Source organism: Limnobacter alexandrii (assembly GCF_005871185.1).
In the GTDB taxonomy this organism is placed as follows: domain Bacteria; phylum Pseudomonadota; class Gammaproteobacteria; order Burkholderiales; family Burkholderiaceae_B; genus Limnobacter; species Limnobacter alexandrii.
On sequence record NZ_SWKN01000011.1, the window covers coordinates 58,281 to 76,020 of the forward strand.

Consider the following 17,740-nt stretch of genomic DNA (forward strand, 5'->3'; position numbering starts at 1 on the left):
CGCAAGTTAACCATTGTGCAGCTGATCGAAACACGGGGCATGGGTTGAAACGCTTTAAAAACGGGCCTTTTGCTGAAAACTATTTTGTTATGCATGTGTAGACTTTAATCATTATCTTTTGGAGCTACATGTATGCATAAGCCTTTGGGTCGGGCCAAAGTCAGGTTTGTTGGTCAAGGTGGATTTGAAGTGGACTCGGTAGTCATGGACTGCGAGGTAATAGAACACGTCAATGTCGATGTGTGCGTAATTGATGGGCTGTTTAATGGCGGTAATAAACAAGAGATCAGCATTCGAGTAGTGAGCTGCAAGGATCCGGCGATGTGGAATGTCAGGGGGAAACTGAACCGGGGTTCCAGTGTGTCGAATCGAGCCAATGGTGGTGAATACAAACTACACACGGTTTGGCCGGAAGACGAGTCACAAATTAAAACTCTGCTTGATGCTGGGTTTGCCATTCAGAAGATTTAAGAAATCATGAACAAGACAAAATCAAAAAACGACGATGCAGTTATTCCGCGCGGATCGCGTCGGAGAACGATGATTATCGATGATGAAGTTTGGAAGATGGCCGGGGACATTGGTTCGAACAATCACACTGAAGGTTTTAGAATCAGCGTCAAGCTGCTACATGAAGCGTTATCGAAAAAAAGTGTTGTCGAAGGTGAGAGCAAGGAATAACAGAGACTTGATTTTTGATTGCTCGATGGCCATAAAAACCCTCCGCTTGGAGGGTTTTCTTTTTGCGCAGATGCCAGGCTTATTGCGTAACTGGTTCGAGCAACTTCAAGATTTCTTCGCGAGTCAAGCGGCGGTTTGCACCCTCATGCTCGGCATTCTCAAGAACAATCAGTTGGTTGTAATTCAGGTCACCTACTACTTTTCCTGTTGGCGCGATGATGAGCTGAGTTGAGGAAGTCACATTGCCGCGCACTTCGCCAGCGATAACTACACGCTTCCCAGTGATGTTGCCAATGACCTTGCCAGTCTCGTTAACAAAAACGGTCCCGTGCTTGTTTTCGTAGCCCTCGGCGTTGATGATGTCGATATTGCCGATGAATGTACCATCGATTTTCATACCATCGGGGGTCTTGGTGTTGCCTTCGTTAGTGGATGCGCGTGAAATCGAAGTGGCAATGCGATCTTCAGTAGGGTCGATCTTGCAGATCAACTGCTCCAGGGCGATCATTTCCTCTGATTTAGACTCTTCCAGATCAGTAGTGTCGATGGGAATGGTTTTGAGTACTGGCTGATTCATTTTTGGATCCTCTTTGTGAAGTTTGGACAGTGGGGTGTACAGATTGGATGTGACTGCATTGACGGGCTTGCTGACCTCGTCTTGAATTGGTGTAACGGCCTTTTGCTCGTGCTGTGTTTCAGAGGCATGATCAAACTGATCGTCCCGATTAGTTTGCACGAGCGTCAACTCTTCGGTGATTGGGTTGGGTTGATCAACTGTTTCTGTGTTCATGTAAACCTCGCTGGTTTTATGGCGTGAGTGGTTTGAATTCCGGTGATGTTTTCTTTTCATGTCTTACTCGGTTAGCTGAATTGTTCGGCGATTGGTCACCACGAGACTGCGTGATTTGTCGATCGACTTGAGAACTTCCCCGTTGGGCAAAGGTTGGCCTGTCTCGATTTCAACTGGCCTACCGTTCATCATTGCCACAAGTCCATTGCTGCTGAATGCCAACAATTGGGATTGGTCACCCCAGCGCGCCAACTCGTAACCAGGTTCGACTTGAGCGACGGCCTGTGTTTCGCTTAAGGGGATAGCAATTTTTGGCTGAACTTCCACGGGGTCAGCAAGTTCACCTTTGAGTGCAATGGAGGTTGGCTCTTTAACTGGGGCTTTTTCCTTTGACGGGGGACGTGCGTCGGCGGCCACGCTTTTAGTGGGTTGTGAATTGCGAGGAGGCTCTACATTGGGAGTGAATTCGCCCTCTTCCGGCAATGGGAGCCCAGCAATTGGCAAAGGTGGTACCGGCTGGTTGTTTGGTTCTTTGTTCTGAGCTACCGGTGATTTCTCTTGAGGCTCTGTTGGTTTTTCTGAAGGTACAGTTTCAACGACCGCAGCGGCGGGTTCGGGTGAACTGACCGGATCCTGAACGGTTGCCAGCTGCAATGGTGCCATGGCTTGACCGCTGTGCGTATTGCTATCAATCAGTTTGACCGCAATGAAAACGATTCCGGCAAGGGTTCCCACTGCGAGATTTCTCGGTTGAGTAAGCCATGAAGTAAATACTTGCAAAGTAGCGGGTATTGCTTTGATTAACGCAAACAGGTTCGAGCGTGAACGCCTGGCGCGTTTCCACTTTTGTGCTGTGGATTGATCTTGGTTTAGGTGGACATGGCCTTGAAAGTTTTCGGGCTTCAGAATACGTTTGACGAAAAGAGCAGTGATGGAGCCATTTCCAATCTGACGTGTGGCGGCAAGGGTGCCTTGAACGACGTGGGGGTTCTCAGTGTACAAATGAAAAACCCGATTGGCACGGGCCGCCCTCTCAGCCTTTGAGAAGATAGCTTTGATCCTCGACTTGATCTCGATTTTTGCTTGGGTAGCCTGCATTGACTCCACTGAGTAGGGCGGCACATAGACGATCACCCGATCAAGCGGAATGTATATTGGCTTTGAAGGACGATGATTGGACACTTTTAATTCATATCATTGGCTGGAGTAAATACAATAAATCAGGTTCGATATGCATGCATCGAGCGAAAGTGCCGTTTTTTGGCCGTTTGAGCCAACACTACAGGCTTGCCTGTAAAGAAGCTTGTAAATAGGACTGCTCAAATTCATCAAGGCTTGCGAATTCGGAACTGGGTTTGTTGGATTGCAAGGCCGCACCGAAACGCAAAGTATTCAAGAGATTCAGTTCTCGCAAATAGGGTGATGTGGATTGCGAGGCAATTGGCGGCAAATTGGTTTTCAGGCCCAGCTCGCGCATGAGTTGTCCATCATTGGGGAAAAGCAAAATGAGGTGTGCCCTGGCCCGTGTCATTGCGACATAAAGCAGTCGGCGCTCCTCTTCATAAGCTGTTGTGGACTGAGTCAGAGGGTCCGAATAGGCACCCTTCTGGATTTCCGGGAGAAGTACAACATCCCACTCAAGCCCTTTGGCCTTGTGAATGCTGGTGAATATGACGGCTGGTTGATCTTTGGGTGTGAGCCCTTTTTCTGCCGACATGTTGATGAATGTCACAGCCTGGTCGATTGACAGGTCTAGCGAGTCGATCAGCTGGATGAATGCGCGTAGCGCGCGCATGGAATCCACACAGCTTGATAAGGGCGTTTGCGGGTCTATGGCACCCCAAATCCCCATGCTTTTAGTGACATCTCGAATCAAAGAGAGTGGCTTGAATCCCGGCGCTCTTCGCTTTTGAACAGCCTGAAATGCGTAATGAATTCTTCTGGACCAAGTGGGAGATGGATTGGCAAACTGAGCCAGTGTCTCATCAGCATTGGCCTTAATTTGATGGGGGTGCAAGAATGGCAACATAAAGCCGAGGGCACTAGCGAGATCAGTAAGGTCGCAGTGTTCTGAGTCTTCTGACCAAACGCGAAGGAGTGCGCACAAACCTTTCACAGCAAGGTTGTCGAAATACACCTGCCCACCATCAACTCGAAATGGAATACCGCGCAACATGAGATTCATGCACAGCTCGTGGGTTTGCCCGTAAGAGCGCACCAACACTGCGATGTCATTGAGCCCTACCCCTGTTTCCAAATGGGATTGAATGCACTGCCCTGCCACATCAGCGGGATTTGATGTTGGTGAATAAAGCTTGACGTGAGATTCGAGTCCGGGCGCTGCGATGGTGTGCTGACCGCTCCAATTTGGGGAACTGTGCATAAGCTTTGAGGACAAAGCAGCAACCACGGGGCCGTAACGAAATGTGGTACTCAGCGGATAAAGTTTGGCGTTCTGAAAGTGCTTGGCCAATTGCTCCGTCACGAACTGAGGCTTTGCCCCCAAGAAACCGTAAATACTCTGGTCGTAGTCGTAGACCACAGTGAAGTTTGACTCTGGAGCCTTTAAGCACATGGCCAATGTAATTTGAGCCCAGTTCATGTCCTGAGCTTCATCGATCATGATGTGATCAAAGTACTGGCTCATCTCATTAGATAGCTCCGTGTCGTTCTCAGTCAGCGACACCAAGCAGTACAAAAGATCAGCCTCAAATATCAGGTTGTATTTGCGACAGCGTTGCTGATAAAGCTCAAATGCAGCCTTGTCGAGCTGACTCACGTTAAGAGCCGGGTCTTGTTGAGAGCCCAACCCAAACAATCCATTGGATAAGCGACCGATGATGTCTGCCACAAGCGTCGAAGTTAGATTCTGAGCGCCTTTGAACTTCTGAACGGTTTGATCGCATGAGATCTCATGACAGACCTGCATAAATTGGTCTGCTGTGCCTATCGCGGACACGCGTTTGGGGTCACGAGCAACAAGCATCGCGTACGCAAAGCTGTGAAAAGTATGGATATGGACTGCGGTGCAGTCTACGGATTCGGTTTTGGATAGTCGCTCAATGAATTGTTGCCTGACGGTGCGGTTAAACATCAAGGCAATGATTCGCGATGGTTGCGCGCCGGATTCAATGAGGTGTTGAATCCTAGCAACTAGCAAAGTTGTTTTGCCCGAACCAGGGCAGGCTTGCACAAGCACACACTGTTCTCTGGCTTGGACTGCGGCGAGCTGTTGTTTGGTGAGTGACATGATGGAAAGTTCTCCTTTCCATCCTTTTTACAGGGAAAGTCAATTCGCGCAAGTTCAGACGATTTTCAGGTGGCCACGTTGCTTTGTTGTACCGTTCTGAATTGAAGTATCGGACTGATCAGTTGTATCTTCGTTTTTTGGTTGTTCTGCAATGGCCTTCTGGTAGACAGGATTTGAGTGAAACCGCTGCTCAAAGAAGTGCTTAATTTTGCCCAAGATCATCGGGGCACAAATCCAGCCAGAAATCTTGAGTTGCTTGAAAACCTTGCCTTGGCTGTCCAAGAACCCGATGCTGGCTGAAACTGGATTCTCGAACCGATCAATCTTCACCGGCCCAACCGAACGGCCGGATTTGAAATTTCGTGAAATCTCAATGGCTGTATCGGCAATTAACGCGGCCATGCCCGACGCAAAAGTGGAGTACATCAATACTTGTACGGGCCATGATCCCGTGTGACCTGACGGAAAATGTGTATTCAGAAAGGCCTCGACCGGTGTTTTGGCTGGTTTCAATACGTTGCCCGTTTCAGACAATTCGGCTTGGCTGCTAATCGGAACACACTCAATTGAAAACACTGCACTCATATAGCCTTCGGGCTGTGAGGGGAAGCCGGTTTGAATAATCTCATCACGCATGATGGGCTTTTCGGTGAGCCAAGTCTCTGTCAAGCAACGATAGATGTAGTTAATTTGGTGAGGGCCAAAGGCCAACAGTTCGCGAAGTGTGAATATTTGCGGAAATGCGAAACTTCTAACGCCCGATTGGTTGTCGGAGGTCGTCATGAATGCATCATTTAAACGCTGAACATCGGGAATATACCGAAAATCATGCAAATCGAGATGCGCCTTGGAAATGGCCATGGTGTGCATTCTCAGGCTTACCCGATGGAGTCCGCTTGGAGTTTTGAAGCCCTGAATAAACATGGCTTGAAATTGATTCATCAAGCGATCATGGTCAATCAGATGCAGGCGAGCATCAAGGTATGGCTTGTGATGATTGGCCAGGGTGTTATTCAGTAATGTGATCTCGAAGTCTTTGCTCATAAGCTCAATGTGGTTCCTTTTTTTTATAGAAATATCACGAGAGGTAGGTTTGGGCAAATTTTGGCGGGCCTTTGCAGCTTGAGGTGCTTAAACTTGCGTGAATTCGATTTTGTTAGATCATGGGTTTATCTTTTGTTGGAGATCAACCATGAGAATCAAACGTGAAAACATGAAGGCCGCACATCTGGTCGTGGGTCAAATCAAGATCGGTGGCAAGGAAGTGGACAGTGAAGGCCGGATTACACCTTTCAGCAGTGACTATTTCAGCATCACCGGGCGCGAGACTGATGGCGTTGGCCGAGCCCTGCCCCACCCTGTTTTTCAGTCTGTTGTGAAGCGGCAAGCCAAAGATGGTGCCAGCGATCCAAAGTCTTTGGTCGAATTGGAGGTTGTTATTCCTTCTGATCACATCGATTTTTTCATGCAAAGTAACTACGAAGTTTGGGGCTTGGAAAGTAATGCATTCAATCAACGCATTCCTGTTCGTGTTTGCATTGGGGATGGTGAGAAGGCACAACGAAGGACCGGCTCAATCACCGCTGCAGAGAACTGCCCATCCTGTAGTAAGTGCGAATTTGGCATGAACAACGGTTGCAAATTGATGAGTCGCTTGTTTTTCTCATTGTCCGAGCACCCAATGCCACACGAGCTTTTTGTGTTGAGGACTGCAAGCACCCAGTCGTCTGATTTTTTGGGCGAATTTTTCGAGCAGATCCATGCGCAATTTGAAAAAATTGGTGGCTTGCACATCAAGTTAAGGCTTCAGCGTTGTGTGGAAACGTCTCAACAGGCTGAATACTTCATTGTGCGCGCGGCCTTGGCTGATGATTTCGCAACAGCACAAAAACGTCGTGACGAATGGCGCTCAAAGTTTGGTTCAGAAGAGGCCTTTGTTCGCATGGACGACAATCGTTTCGATCGGTTGATGAAAAACGAAGACGGTTTCTCGGAAGATCATCCAGTTGAGGTTGTGGAGTTTTATTCTCGACTCACGCCCACGGCGCAACCCATGACTGGTGCGATTGATCAAGGCGTAAAATCCAATTCAGGAAAGCCAAAGCGTTCACCCCCACCAGCTCCGGTGGATGGGAACCAGTTTTTATCAAACATCAAGCTTAATTCTTCCATGCAATCCGTTCCGGTGGATTCAGTAGACACACAGGACTTAGCCAAGGGGGAATAAATTATCAAGGGCGGTATTGTCCGCCCTACCCTCTCCAGGTTCGCAGACCGCCGGTGTCGATGTGGATGAATCCGCGAGAATGATAAACGCCCACACCCCCTCCTCTTAAGTACTTGGCAAGCTTTTCAAGGTCTTTGGTGCTTACACCAGGCATATAGATGTCGGCGGCTCTGCCCTTGGTGTGAAATGAGTTTTTGGCCGAGCCTTTGGTTTCAGCGTTGGTTGCCTTGTTGCGGTACCCGCTATTCACATAAATGGGCTTGTACTGGCCATGTGCCTCGTACCAGCCTTGCATACCACGAAGAATATCCAACAGCACAACGTCGATTTGAACTGCTTCTTTCCCGCGTACATCACGCAAAAGCCGGCAAATCTTCTCATAACCCGGCCAATGTAGCTGACCATTGATCCAGTAGTATTCTCTGACCTCTTCTTTGGTTGACGGCCGGTAGAGCCAAAGCCAACGGGGTTGACTCCAGAAATCGGCGGCTCCGATTGAGGTTGGCGCAACGCCTGCGAGAAACCCAGCGAATAAGAACTGCCTCCTGTTGATCATAAGCCAAGTCTGTAGCGAATTTTTCTGAAGGCAGAATTAACAAAAGACTGGCCCACAACTGCGGTCGATTCAACAGCCTCGTCGAAATTGGTCGCTCCGATAGTGACCATCCAATTTTCAAACCATTGGGGCCTTTGAATGGCCTGATTGTCTTGTACTTCACAAGACTGGTGTTCAAGAACTCTTAATTGCTGGAAATATTTATCGTGAGTTTTGTGAACACTATATGTTGTGTTGAGATGGTCGATGAGCATATCGATTTGAGGGTCTTCAGTCTCGATGAATGACCAAGCCACCATGCCTTGCATATTGAGAGTGGCGCACACCTGACTCAAATGGTAGGTGGAGAAATTAAGCGCCATGTACTTGTGATTGAACCCGTCTTTGGTAATTGCTGGAATCAACAGAAAGTGAGCGTGTTGAAACACATCGAAAGGCGGCAATAATTTGAGATGCGAAGTGGCTTTCAAATCTGCGATGGCTCTATAGGCTTTATTGATCATGGCCACGTATGCAAGCTGCTTGCTAAAATTTGAATGAACAAGCTTCTCGACGTAAGGAACAAGAAGTGCATTTGGAGCGAGCGTGTTAAGGCGCGTCGTGGCATAACCAAGATCCAAAATTGAACCATTGATTGAACTAATTTCAGATCTCAAACTGGCATTGATGTCGCTGTAATCAGGTGGGCCACCATCAAACGTGTTCATGAACGGTGAAAAGATTGAACTCACCCACTTGCGAATATCGAATTGCTCAAGCCGGTAAAAATTCGCAGCCAAAGAATCGAGAAGTTCGATTGTCAAAAGAAGGTGTTCCCACTGCTCTGGGGATTCTGGAAGTTTGTGGGTTCCGATGGCATTGATGATTTGAACCTTGCCAACATCGCTAAATGGCATCTTGTGATCGAAATCTGAATAACCAGCGAGTTTTTTCACCACATCCCTGTTGATGTCTAGTTTCTCCGACAAAAATTCGATCATGTGATCGAGAAGACTAAATGACGGCAACGGTTCTACAAGGTAGGACGGATCGATTGAGGCAATGGTTAGTGCCGGGAAATTAGTGAGCAGAAGATGCTTGTTTTCGAACTGTTCAGGGCTAGTATTTGCCAATAACCAAGGGTAGACAATTCCAGGTTGTGTCGTTCGCAAAGCAAGTGCCAGCTTTTCTTTGTTCAAATGCATGTAAGCGTCATTTCTCAAAGCGCGTGACAGCTTGGCAAGGTTGGAGTAGTTCATCGACGCTGACAAAAGCGCCCTGCCCTCTTGGGGCAAATACTTCATCAGCCAGTTGATTTGAGGATTCTCGTTCTGCTGTGCAAATGTGCGGTGAGTGAACTCCGCCATTTGGTCCATACCAAGATCAAATGGGCTTGGATTGACTGAGTTGACGCGTCGGTACCAACTGGTTGACACAGAGTAAAGCTCTGAGTGGTTCATCAAGTCACTGACTATCTGATCGAATTGGGCCGAAGGCTCACCGTTTTCGCAGAACAGCAGGTTTGAAAAATTGTTGATGAAATCCAGATCAGTAAGTTGGAGAAAAGCGGCGCTTTTTCTGTCCACTGCATATACGAAAGGAATTTGATCCGAAACTGATTTTGAAAGGCCTTGTTGAAAATTCTTAACGATGAACAAAGCCTCGATATTCGTTTTTCCGTTTGGATCAGTGACTTTTAGGGCGGCAGGGCCAAGCAACAGTTGGCGGGGTATTACAGGAACAGAAAGGCCAATGTCACGGGTGACATCCAGGCTGACTGGAATCAACGATTGGATATTCTCGTCGAGTAAATAATAAGCCTTTCTGGTGAACATCAAATCCTCTCCTTTCGGCCGGCATTTAATCTGGCCATGTCGAGTGACGGATCAGTGGCCTTCCAAATTGTTTCTGAGTGAATGACATCAAGATGCGATGAGCCGTTGACTCTTAGCAGGCGGTCTAGGAAATTTCGCAGTTTGCCCGGTGGGGAGTGGGTTTGTGCCTGAAACCGAATCATTCCCAGTTTTGTGGCTGCCTTGATGACAGTTGACTCAGTGATGGAAGTTTCTTGATCGAGAGCAGCTTCAATGAGCGAAGCCTTGGCCAACGTATTGATCCTGAACAGCACCCCGCCGGTATATTCCTGCAAAGCCAATATGGCGCTTTGATGGAAAATGGCCGGATCGCCAGAAGAAGCAAAGACTCGGTGAGACACGTATTGGTAGATTTCTGTGACGTTTAATGGCTCAAATCGGATATGCGCACTTAGTTGTGCTTTCAGATGTGCCAATGGGGGGAGGCTCAAAAGGTGGGCAAGTCGCTCTTGCCCAACAAGTACAAAAGTGATTAGGGTTTGGCCGTGGATGTTCCACTTTGCGAGATTGGCTATTTCCAAGAGAAGGTCTGGATCAAATCGGTGAGTCTCTTCAATCTCAACCAGCACCGGCCCATGGGTTCTTGTCATTGAAAGAAGATGGGAGAACAATCGGCGTTGCTGCGTGATTGGAGATTCAGAGTCATAGCATTGCATCCCTACACTCTTTGCAATGCTTTGTATGAACTGAGCACGATTCAAGTGAGTTGCGACGAGTCTAACCCAGGTCATGCTGGAGTAAGTTTCGCGTACCCGGTTGGCGAGGAAAGTCTTCCCCATCCCGCTTGGCCCAGTAATAACGATTGGACCAAGGCCGGATCGAGTTGCTTTCAATGCAACTTTTAGCGCCTCTTCCCGTTGATCGGACCAAAATTCGTGAGTCTTGGTCGGATTAAGGGCGAAAGGATCGGCTTCCAAGTTGAAATGAGTCAGATACATATCGATCACTTTAATTGTTGACGAAACAATTATTGCTCACCAAGGAAAATAGTAAGTTCGCTGAAAGCCTTATTTTTTAGGACTTTCAGTCATTAAGTCCGAACCAAGAGAGATGCATATCGAGTTATTGACCATTTTAAAACGTTTGGGCGATATGAAATTTGTCGTGGGGAAGTGAGAGAGCGACTGCGCCCTACCCCACACTTTTGCTTGTAATGCAAAGTGCATGACATGTCTATAGGTTTACTCCATCGGCTCACCCCATTTAATAGCATATCTCTTCAAAACGAGAAATTGCTTGAAAGAATGGTTAGGCCAAATCAAGTTAAACCGCGAAGACGGCTTAAAACAGCTCAGATTGCGTTTATTGGCGACGGCCTTATCTGGGTATACCGTAGCTCGAAGAAACCCAATCAAGAAGATTCTCGAAGGCCTGTCCGCAAAGCAAGATCTGACGCGGGTTTGCTGGGAGTTTAGTTTCACCAAATGGCGTTTTTTAGGTAACTTTGGACAAATCGTTGGAAATATGGTTTTCAGCGCATGCCATTTGGAATACTATTTCGTATGTATTATTGAATACATTGTGATATGTTAGTTGCCGATGTATCTTTTATGACATTGATACTATATTACTATGTACACTTGGAAATACACGGGCACCTACACCCCGTTCTACTTTTGGCCGTGTTGCCGAGGATGGTATCGATCGATGTATTCTGTATACCATAACTTGTACTTTGTAATGATCCATTGCAGATACTCACTAGGCCACACTGCGACCTAACAGTCCATCTACCATTCAATAAACCTTACAACATAGACCGTCATCTACTATCGCTTGTACACTTGAATTTACCTTTTTTGGATGTATCGTTACAAGTATTGTTTATACCTTTTGGCCTGCTATGCATACTATATTGCTTTATACCATTCGGGAGGTTGTTCTCTGTAACATTTCATCTACCTCTACGCCTACCTTGTTGCATGTTACCAAGCATACGATTATATAATCTATCCAATGGCGTACATTCAGTAGTAGGTGATATGTACTGCAATAAGCCTCCGCTTATAACATGCTGCCTACACTAGAAAATACATTGTGCTATGTCTTAACCTATAGATTTTTTTATACCTTCGCACAATGTTGTGTTTATACACTTACAACTACATTTATAAATACTCTTTTATTTGTTCTTTAGACTACTTTTCTGTATAGTTTTCCACATAGTATGTGTAATGTTATTTGACAAGGCAGAGAAGGGCGTAGAATAGCTTTGGTAAACGCTCACAATGGATTTGAAACAGGAGATTTTTAATGGCAAAGAAGCCTTTAGGCCGTGTAATTTCTGTGGTAGGCGTGAAGGGCGGAGTAGGGAAAACCTCGACCGCCGTCATTGTTTCTGCGCTGCTTGCGAGAGCAGGCTACAAGGTTGCCGTGATTGATACTGATCCTCAAGGAACTGCATTCAAATGGGGCCAGGCCCGGAAAGAAAGCAAGATTTATGAACAGGTGTATATGTTTAGCCATGTACTAGATCATGGACTTTCTGAAGTTGTCAGGAACCTTGTCAATGACTACGACTTCATCATTATTGACACGCAAGGACAAAACAATACCGCCATCGGAAACTCGATCTACGCTTGTCACTACGCAATAACACCTTTGCCTCCTAGAGCATTTGATACATGGTCTATTTATCAAACAGCGAACATCATTGCGCAAGCTAACGAGACAAGAGTGAAGCTTGGTTTGCCAGTTGTAAGGCCATTGCTGTATATCAATATGGCAAAGCCAAGATCTCCCGAGCTCTCCGACATGCTTGAGTTTTTGGCTACAGATGACAAGTCAAAACAGATCTTTCGGTATGCCGAAACGATTATTTTCGACAGGGTTCAATACAGTCGTAAAGCGTCGGATGGTGGAGCTGTCACTGATTATGACGGTGCAGATGTGCAAGAGGAAAAGAACTGGTTTGTCAGCTTGGTGAACGAGTTGCTGGATGGGAAGTTCAAGGTTGTTTTGAAGTCAAAAAGTAAAGATAACGTAGGAGTGTAAGAGCATGAGTTCCAACAAAAGACGCAATTCATTACTGTCCGGGCTGACATCGCACAATCCGCCTGAAACGGGTGACGCTACTGCAGTTGATCTTTCAAAAATAGACTTCTCATTGCTCAATGAGAAAAGAGAGGAGGGGGCTTCGTCGAATCCCGCCGTGGCAGATAGAACCGGTGGGGGTGAAAAGGGCAAAGGTTTTGGCAGTGCAGCTTTGTCAGCTACATCGCCGTTGCAGAGCATGCAGACATTCGACGAGCAGGCGATTAGTGAGATGATTTCACTGGTTCATGTAGGGCCGTATGTTTCCATGGTTGATTCGTTAGTGGATTACCTGCAAAAGAAAGGGCTGAAAAAAGCAAACAGAAACAGCGTGATGAGGTCGTTGATGTACCGCAGTTTGCTGATTGATTTACAAGCTGTAGGTTTGCCGATCCCTGAAAAGGCTGCTGAACATATGGAGCTTATTAACAGCTATGTTGCTGAGCCTAGTAGCTTTGTTTTCACCTCAAAGGATTCTGAACTTCTAAAGCCGCGCAAAATGGCAAGAAAAGGGCCAAAGAAGGTTAAATGAGAAGCATAGCGAGGGTAGGGGAGGGGGCCTTTAGGAAAGGCCCCTGCGGAGTATTAAGAGTGTTTATTACTCTGATTCAGGGGTTGACGAACTGTCTTTTGATAGCCTCAGCCAGTTTGTGAATTCTAGACGCAGTCCAGCGTCGGATTCTAGAAGCTTTTCCAGGTCTTCCATGGTCATAGGCTTGTGATTGATCTCAGTATTTATGCTTAAGTACTTTCGCAGTTCATTCACGATGATTTTGTAATTTACTGGTTCACTGAAGGTATGCTGTGCCAAAGTTTTAATACGCACCATTCCTAGGTCGTTAGGCGATGAATTCTTATTTGCGCGCTCTTGAATAAAATTTTGCTTTTCTTTGATTTCTTTTTCGTTGAATAGTCCAGGTTGGGTTTTCATCAAGTGTTCTTCTTTTTGGTTTTTGAGAATTTTCTTGTATAGCGCAAAGTTACTTTTTACCGTGTCACCATTTTTCTCAAACCTGGCCTTGCTCGCTTCGAACATCTCAACGCACGCAGTCATTAGTTCAAGGTCGAATTCTCTAGATAGAGCGTCTACCTTCGCAGGGGCAATTCCTATTCGCTTTGCAATTGAGTCTTTCTCGATGGCCAGCCACTCTAAGTCTTTTTTGTATGGTTTGTAGCTGAAGATTACATAAACGCCGGTGACTTTTCGATGTTTCCTGGTTAACTTGAATTCTTCAATGAAAAGGTCAGTATTTTCATTGATGTCGTTTTGAGCTCTGCGAAGAACAGCTTTTAAGAAGACTCTCCAGCCACCATCTTTGATCTCAAGATTTTTCCAAGGGTCTTTGTCTTTGTCGAACTCTGGGTGGTACATCCAGTATGTTTTCTCGTCCTTTGCGTTAGAACAAACTAAGTTGTGAAACTCAATTGCAGTAAATTGACGTGTGAAAAGCCTTTGACCAGGTTCGATGGGCGCTAGTTGTTGACCTGTTCTTAGATAAAACTCCTGTTTCAAAATGCCATAAAGAGCTTGCCCGTATTTGGTTTTGATCTGAAGTCTTACGTTAAGATCCAAGACAGCATATAAGGACTTTGTAAAGGCGAAACAGGCCTTTACCGGGCTACCCCATTCAATCTGCAATATGTCTGAACGGGACCACTTTTGAAGGCTTCTTTGTTTATCGAGCACTTCAATGGTACCGTTTTGTGGGCGCAGCTCAAATTCGGATTCTTTGCTTTCTTCTCTTAGAAACCTTGTGTACCCATTTATCATTACACCCTTCATTCGTGCGGCATAAACTTTATTCTTTGGTTGGTTTATAACCTGGTCGTCAACTGGGAAGTGGTTGAAAAATTCTTTGATTCTGTCGCCCAGTACATCGAGTTGTACTGGTAATAGATTGATCGTATCGAGCAGTTTTTCCATGCGATCGATGTGCTGGATATTTAACATCGTCATGAGAGAACCTACTTCCACGGTGACGTAGTCACTTGGTTTATCAGTGCCACGTCGTTGTTGTAAATCTTTTGAAATATATATGAGGGTTTCAATGAGCTGAGTAGCCTTTACTGATACGTCGGCCCAAGGCTTCGTGTCATCACCGTACCCGAGAAAAATAAGACCAGACTCTTTGGCGTATTGTGGGTTGTCCTGGAAGAACTTCGAATCGATCTCTTCAAAGACCAGCTCATTGGGATCGAGCTTTGTTGTTGAATTCATCACAGCACTCCATAGTCTATTTATAAGACATAAAACAAGACTTAAATAGGGTAGGGCGCTCGCTACCCGGAATCCGCAGTTTTCTTGATTTTTTACAAAGAGTTAGCCTGTGGATAACTTATTCACAAGCGGAAAACTTTGTCACCAAGTGGAAAACTTTGGCAGCGCTTTGGAAAACTTTGTCGGCTAACCGGAAAAGTTTGTCGCTAGATATGTGGATAACTTTCCGGTACGCACTTCTCAATATGTCTGTTAGGAAGATTTAAGCATGAAAATCACTTTCCCAGTCACAAAAAACCGGTTTTTTGGAAAGAAGATCAGTTGCCATTTTCCAAGAACTGCAGATATGCCCGCAATTTTGCATTTTAAGGGTTATTTTTGCTGACAAAGTTTTCCGGAAAGGTTACTGGTGCCTTATGAAAGTGTTCTCTAGGTTGATTGATGATCATTGTTCAAAGGTAATTGATCAAAGCGGAAAACTTTGTCAGGCGTAAAGATGATCTTGGCGGCGAATTGGCGATTTCTGAGCGTTATTGCTTCTTTTGGAAAGTGAACAGGACTTGTTTTTCCGTTACGAGGCGCATTTCTGGGTCGTTTGAGAGATATTTGAAAGAATTGCTTTAATTGTTCTGACAAAGTTTTCCGGATGGGGGGAACATGGAAAGCTATCTCATAATTCACTTAATTTTTGCTGACAAAGTTTTCCGCTTTGAACATATTGAGCTTATCGCGGCAGCTTTAATCGTCTAAGACTGACGTGCTGGCGGCCCTCTCCGAATCGAGAAGGTGAATGTAACCTTCAGTGGTGCTGATGCTCGCGTGGCGCATGTTATCTTGCAGGTGTTTCAGCGGCATACCTTTCTTGAGCGCGGTGGTGGCATAGGTGTGGCGTAGCCAGTGAGTGGATGCTTGGTGTAAGTCTTGCAGAATTTCCGGATCGACGGTTTGTTTGGCGAACTGCGCAAGCCTTCCTTTTATTTCAGCGTACAAGGCCGAATAACTCATAGGGGCAATCGTCTTGCCCTTTACTGTGAAAAGAAGTGGTGATTTCTCATCGGGGGAGGGCATTGTAAAGCCGAAGCCAAAGCTTTCTCGATATTCTGATATGTAAGGAATGGCAGAGGAGGGAAGAGGAACGCGTCCTTCTTTTGAGCCCTTTCCTGTGACATTTACCCACCAGGCCCCATCCTTTCTAATGAAATTTCCCATTTTCAAGGTCGTTAGTTCCTCGCGTCTCAAACCGCTTAGCAAGAGCAAATTAAAAATCAATAGGGCCCTTGAACGAAGTTGTCGATGGTAAAGGGTTTGATCGGGCATCAGTATGAGAGATCGTTGAATAAAAATCACGGTCTTGTCGGAGAGGACCTTGGTGCGACTGGCGTGTAATGTCTTAAATCGCTTTGCCGGAAGGAGGCGAATGGGGTTGGTTAAAATCCAATTGGTGTTGGCTGCATACTCCAAGAGGCTATTTAGAATCACACGAGCCTGATTGTAGGTACTGGATTTGGTGATTGGGCCGGTGAATGGGCGCCAAGCAGGGTTGGTGGAGCCGTCAATTTGGTAGGGACGGGAAGGTCCTACCAGGTCAGGCGGCGGGTTTTCCATAAACTTGAAATAAGCCTGCACCTCAGTAATTGTTAATTCAGGCAGTGTGAGGTCGTTAATATCCATCCAGATTAGCAAACGCCTGGATTCCCTGATTCGCTGAAGTTCAAGTGACTTAGTGTTGGCAAGGCGAATCCATTCCACCAAAAGTTCCAGATCACTTTTCGCAGATGTTCGTGGCGGGTTAACGAAGTTTGAGAGATCCCGCACGGCAGCTGCTCGACTGGATTTCCTGTTGATAAGTTCTGTTGGTTTAATTGGTTTAATACTCATACATGAACCTAATGGGTAGGGATAAATTGCTTGGTCTTACGCAAGAATGTCACTTAAAAGGGTGCTTCGAGGCAGTACAAACCGAGGCGCATGATCATCTCAGATTACTTTCAGCGTTTGTGCTTGATGTTATTGAGAACGGCTCTCATTTAATGACACAAATTGAATAAAAAGACATATGACTTGAAAATCAACTTGGTTTTTTTAACTTCGGAGTCACATAAAAAAGGCTGTTTCACGAAATTCTCATATTTCAGTGCTCTTGGCTATCGTTAGGCTACTTGGTACTTACAAGCCGATTATTATTATTATAAGTATGAATCATCTTGGCTAAAGCGTTTTATAAACAGCTTACAGATGCATTGTTTTTTATTATGCCGATTATATAACTAATCGGCATAATACACGATAACAGGTAGCGTATCGCGTTACTGTTTGCTTCAAATTGTGCTACTCTGTGAAAAATTTAAAGCGATGAGGCGTTCATGGCCAAGAAAACTCTCAATCTATCAATGGTGGTTGCTGCGTTACAAAGTTTTCCATCTGACGGTCCTCAACCAAGTCAGCGTGCGCTGCATTCTAAAATTTCTGAGCTTTTTGGGGTTTCACCCAGCTTCTCAACGCTTCAGCAGTACATGGATGGTAGCCAGCCGGTGGTGCGCTCAATTCTTGCTGATTTCTCGAAAAATGATGATGAAGCACTTCTGGGCGAAGGAAACACTGGAACCGAAGTGGCTACTTCTGAAGATTTCCATGTCGATTCGAGGGTCTTGGCGGAAATGGAAAGATTGGGCTTGAAATCAAAGCTTGAGCTGGCCATGCAACAAAATGCCCAGTTGAAATCGCTCCTGCAGGAACTCTCCTCAGATTACAAAGCACTCCAAAACGAATACATCACCCGGTTCCAGGCAATGAGCAAAGACTTCATTGATCTAGGGGAAAAATCCTTGTCGGAAATTCAAGAGGTTTTAATGCAGTCTCGGGCTGATAGAGCTGCAGCAGAAGATCAATGGAAGGGCTTGAGGTCTTTCTTGTATCAGGAGGTAGATAGAATTCGAAATTCTCAGGCCGGAAGGGAGGATTTGCTCAACAAAAGAATCAGTGATTTGGAAACTAGGCTTTATGCTGAAACACAACTGAAAAATAAATGGTTTGAAAAATACTCGGAAATTCGCATGAAGCATGAGCCAAATGAAGGACCAGAGGATTTTCTTGAGAAAGAGTGAATCGAGTCATGGGCTGTTGAACAATTGA

General features: G+C 45.8%; 15 protein-coding genes. 6 read left to right on the forward strand and 9 right to left on the reverse strand.

Features of this window, described 5'->3' with window-relative positions; genetic code table 11:
* Positions 1-132 precede the first annotated feature (132 nt).
* Both FCS97_RS14705 and FCS97_RS14710 read left to right on the forward strand, forming a co-directional pair.
* Complete coding sequence (locus FCS97_RS14705) at positions 133-471, forward strand: hypothetical protein (RefSeq protein WP_138519195.1); 339 nt, start codon at positions 133-135, stop codon at positions 469-471.
* A gap of 6 nt (positions 472-477) precedes the next feature.
* Positions 478-681 (forward strand): hypothetical protein, encoded by a 204-nt coding sequence (locus FCS97_RS14710; protein ID WP_138519196.1) that lies wholly within the window; start codon positions 478-480, stop codon positions 679-681.
* Positions 682-760: 79 nt separating this feature from the next.
* On the opposite strand, the gene FCS97_RS14715 is transcribed toward FCS97_RS14710, so the two are convergent.
* From FCS97_RS14715 to FCS97_RS14730, 4 genes are all read right to left on the reverse strand, one after another.
* Positions 761-1,471 carry a polymer-forming cytoskeletal protein gene (locus tag FCS97_RS14715; RefSeq protein WP_171035334.1) on the reverse strand — a complete coding sequence of 237 codons (711 nt, stop codon included), beginning with the start codon at positions 1,469-1,471 and terminating at the stop codon, positions 761-763.
* 63 nt (positions 1,472-1,534) lie between these two features.
* Complete coding sequence (locus tag FCS97_RS14720) at positions 1,535-2,653, reverse strand: hypothetical protein (RefSeq protein WP_138519198.1); 1,119 nt, start codon at positions 2,651-2,653, stop codon at positions 1,535-1,537.
* A 97-nt stretch (positions 2,654-2,750) separates the two neighbouring features.
* On the reverse strand, positions 2,751-4,721 hold the full coding sequence (locus FCS97_RS14725; RefSeq protein ID WP_138519199.1) for an ATP-dependent helicase: 1,971 nt from the start codon (positions 4,719-4,721) through the stop codon (positions 2,751-2,753).
* A 54-nt stretch (positions 4,722-4,775) separates the two neighbouring features.
* The gene (locus FCS97_RS14730; RefSeq protein ID WP_138519200.1) at positions 4,776-5,822 is read right to left on the reverse strand and encodes a hypothetical protein; all 1,047 of its coding nucleotides are present in this window, start codon (positions 5,820-5,822) and stop codon (positions 4,776-4,778) included.
* 91 nt (positions 5,823-5,913) lie between these two features.
* On the opposite strand from FCS97_RS14730, the gene FCS97_RS14735 reads away from it, so the two are divergent.
* The gene (locus FCS97_RS14735) at positions 5,914-6,948 is read left to right on the forward strand and encodes a recombination directionality factor (RefSeq protein WP_138519201.1); all 1,035 of its coding nucleotides are present in this window, start codon (positions 5,914-5,916) and stop codon (positions 6,946-6,948) included.
* Between the two features lie 25 nt (positions 6,949-6,973).
* On the opposite strand, the gene FCS97_RS14740 is transcribed toward FCS97_RS14735, so the two are convergent.
* The 3 genes from FCS97_RS14740 to FCS97_RS14750 are packed head-to-tail and all read right to left on the reverse strand — an operon-like array spanning position 6,974 to position 10,295.
* Complete coding sequence (locus FCS97_RS14740) at positions 6,974-7,504, reverse strand: YcbK family protein (protein WP_138519202.1); 531 nt, start codon at positions 7,502-7,504, stop codon at positions 6,974-6,976.
* Positions 7,501-9,318 (reverse strand): hypothetical protein, encoded by a 1,818-nt coding sequence (locus FCS97_RS14745; RefSeq protein WP_138519203.1) that lies wholly within the window; start codon positions 9,316-9,318, stop codon positions 7,501-7,503. The genes FCS97_RS14740 and FCS97_RS14745 overlap by 4 nt, the downstream gene beginning before the upstream one ends.
* Positions 9,318-10,295, reverse strand: coding sequence for an ExeA family protein (locus FCS97_RS14750; RefSeq protein WP_138519204.1), 978 nt, complete (start codon positions 10,293-10,295; stop codon positions 9,318-9,320). Before FCS97_RS14750 ends, FCS97_RS14745 begins: the two co-directional genes overlap by 1 nt.
* 1,315 nt (positions 10,296-11,610) lie before the next feature.
* On the opposite strand from FCS97_RS14750, the gene FCS97_RS14755 reads away from it, so the two are divergent.
* Together FCS97_RS14755 and FCS97_RS14760 are read left to right on the forward strand one after the other, a co-directional pair.
* Entirely contained in the window at positions 11,611-12,351 is a 741-nt protein-coding gene (locus FCS97_RS14755) for a ParA family protein (protein ID WP_138519205.1), read from the forward strand.
* 4 nt (positions 12,352-12,355) lie between these two features.
* A complete protein-coding gene (locus tag FCS97_RS14760; protein WP_138519206.1) occupies positions 12,356-12,922 on the forward strand; it encodes a hypothetical protein in 567 nt (188 codons plus the stop codon).
* 66 nt (positions 12,923-12,988) lie between these two features.
* Here FCS97_RS14760 and FCS97_RS14765 read toward each other — a convergent pair whose 3' ends face one another.
* A complete protein-coding gene (locus FCS97_RS14765) occupies positions 12,989-14,608 on the reverse strand; it encodes a hypothetical protein (RefSeq protein ID WP_138519207.1) in 1,620 nt (539 codons plus the stop codon).
* A 738-nt stretch (positions 14,609-15,346) separates the two neighbouring features.
* Positions 15,347-16,486, reverse strand: coding sequence for a tyrosine-type recombinase/integrase (locus FCS97_RS14770; RefSeq protein WP_138519208.1), 1,140 nt, complete (start codon positions 16,484-16,486; stop codon positions 15,347-15,349).
* Positions 16,487-16,971: 485 nt separating this feature from the next.
* Between FCS97_RS14770 and FCS97_RS14775 the strand changes: the two genes are divergently transcribed.
* On the forward strand, positions 16,972-17,712 hold the full coding sequence (locus FCS97_RS14775) for a hypothetical protein (protein ID WP_138519209.1): 741 nt from the start codon (positions 16,972-16,974) through the stop codon (positions 17,710-17,712).
* Positions 17,713-17,740 lie beyond the last annotated feature (28 nt).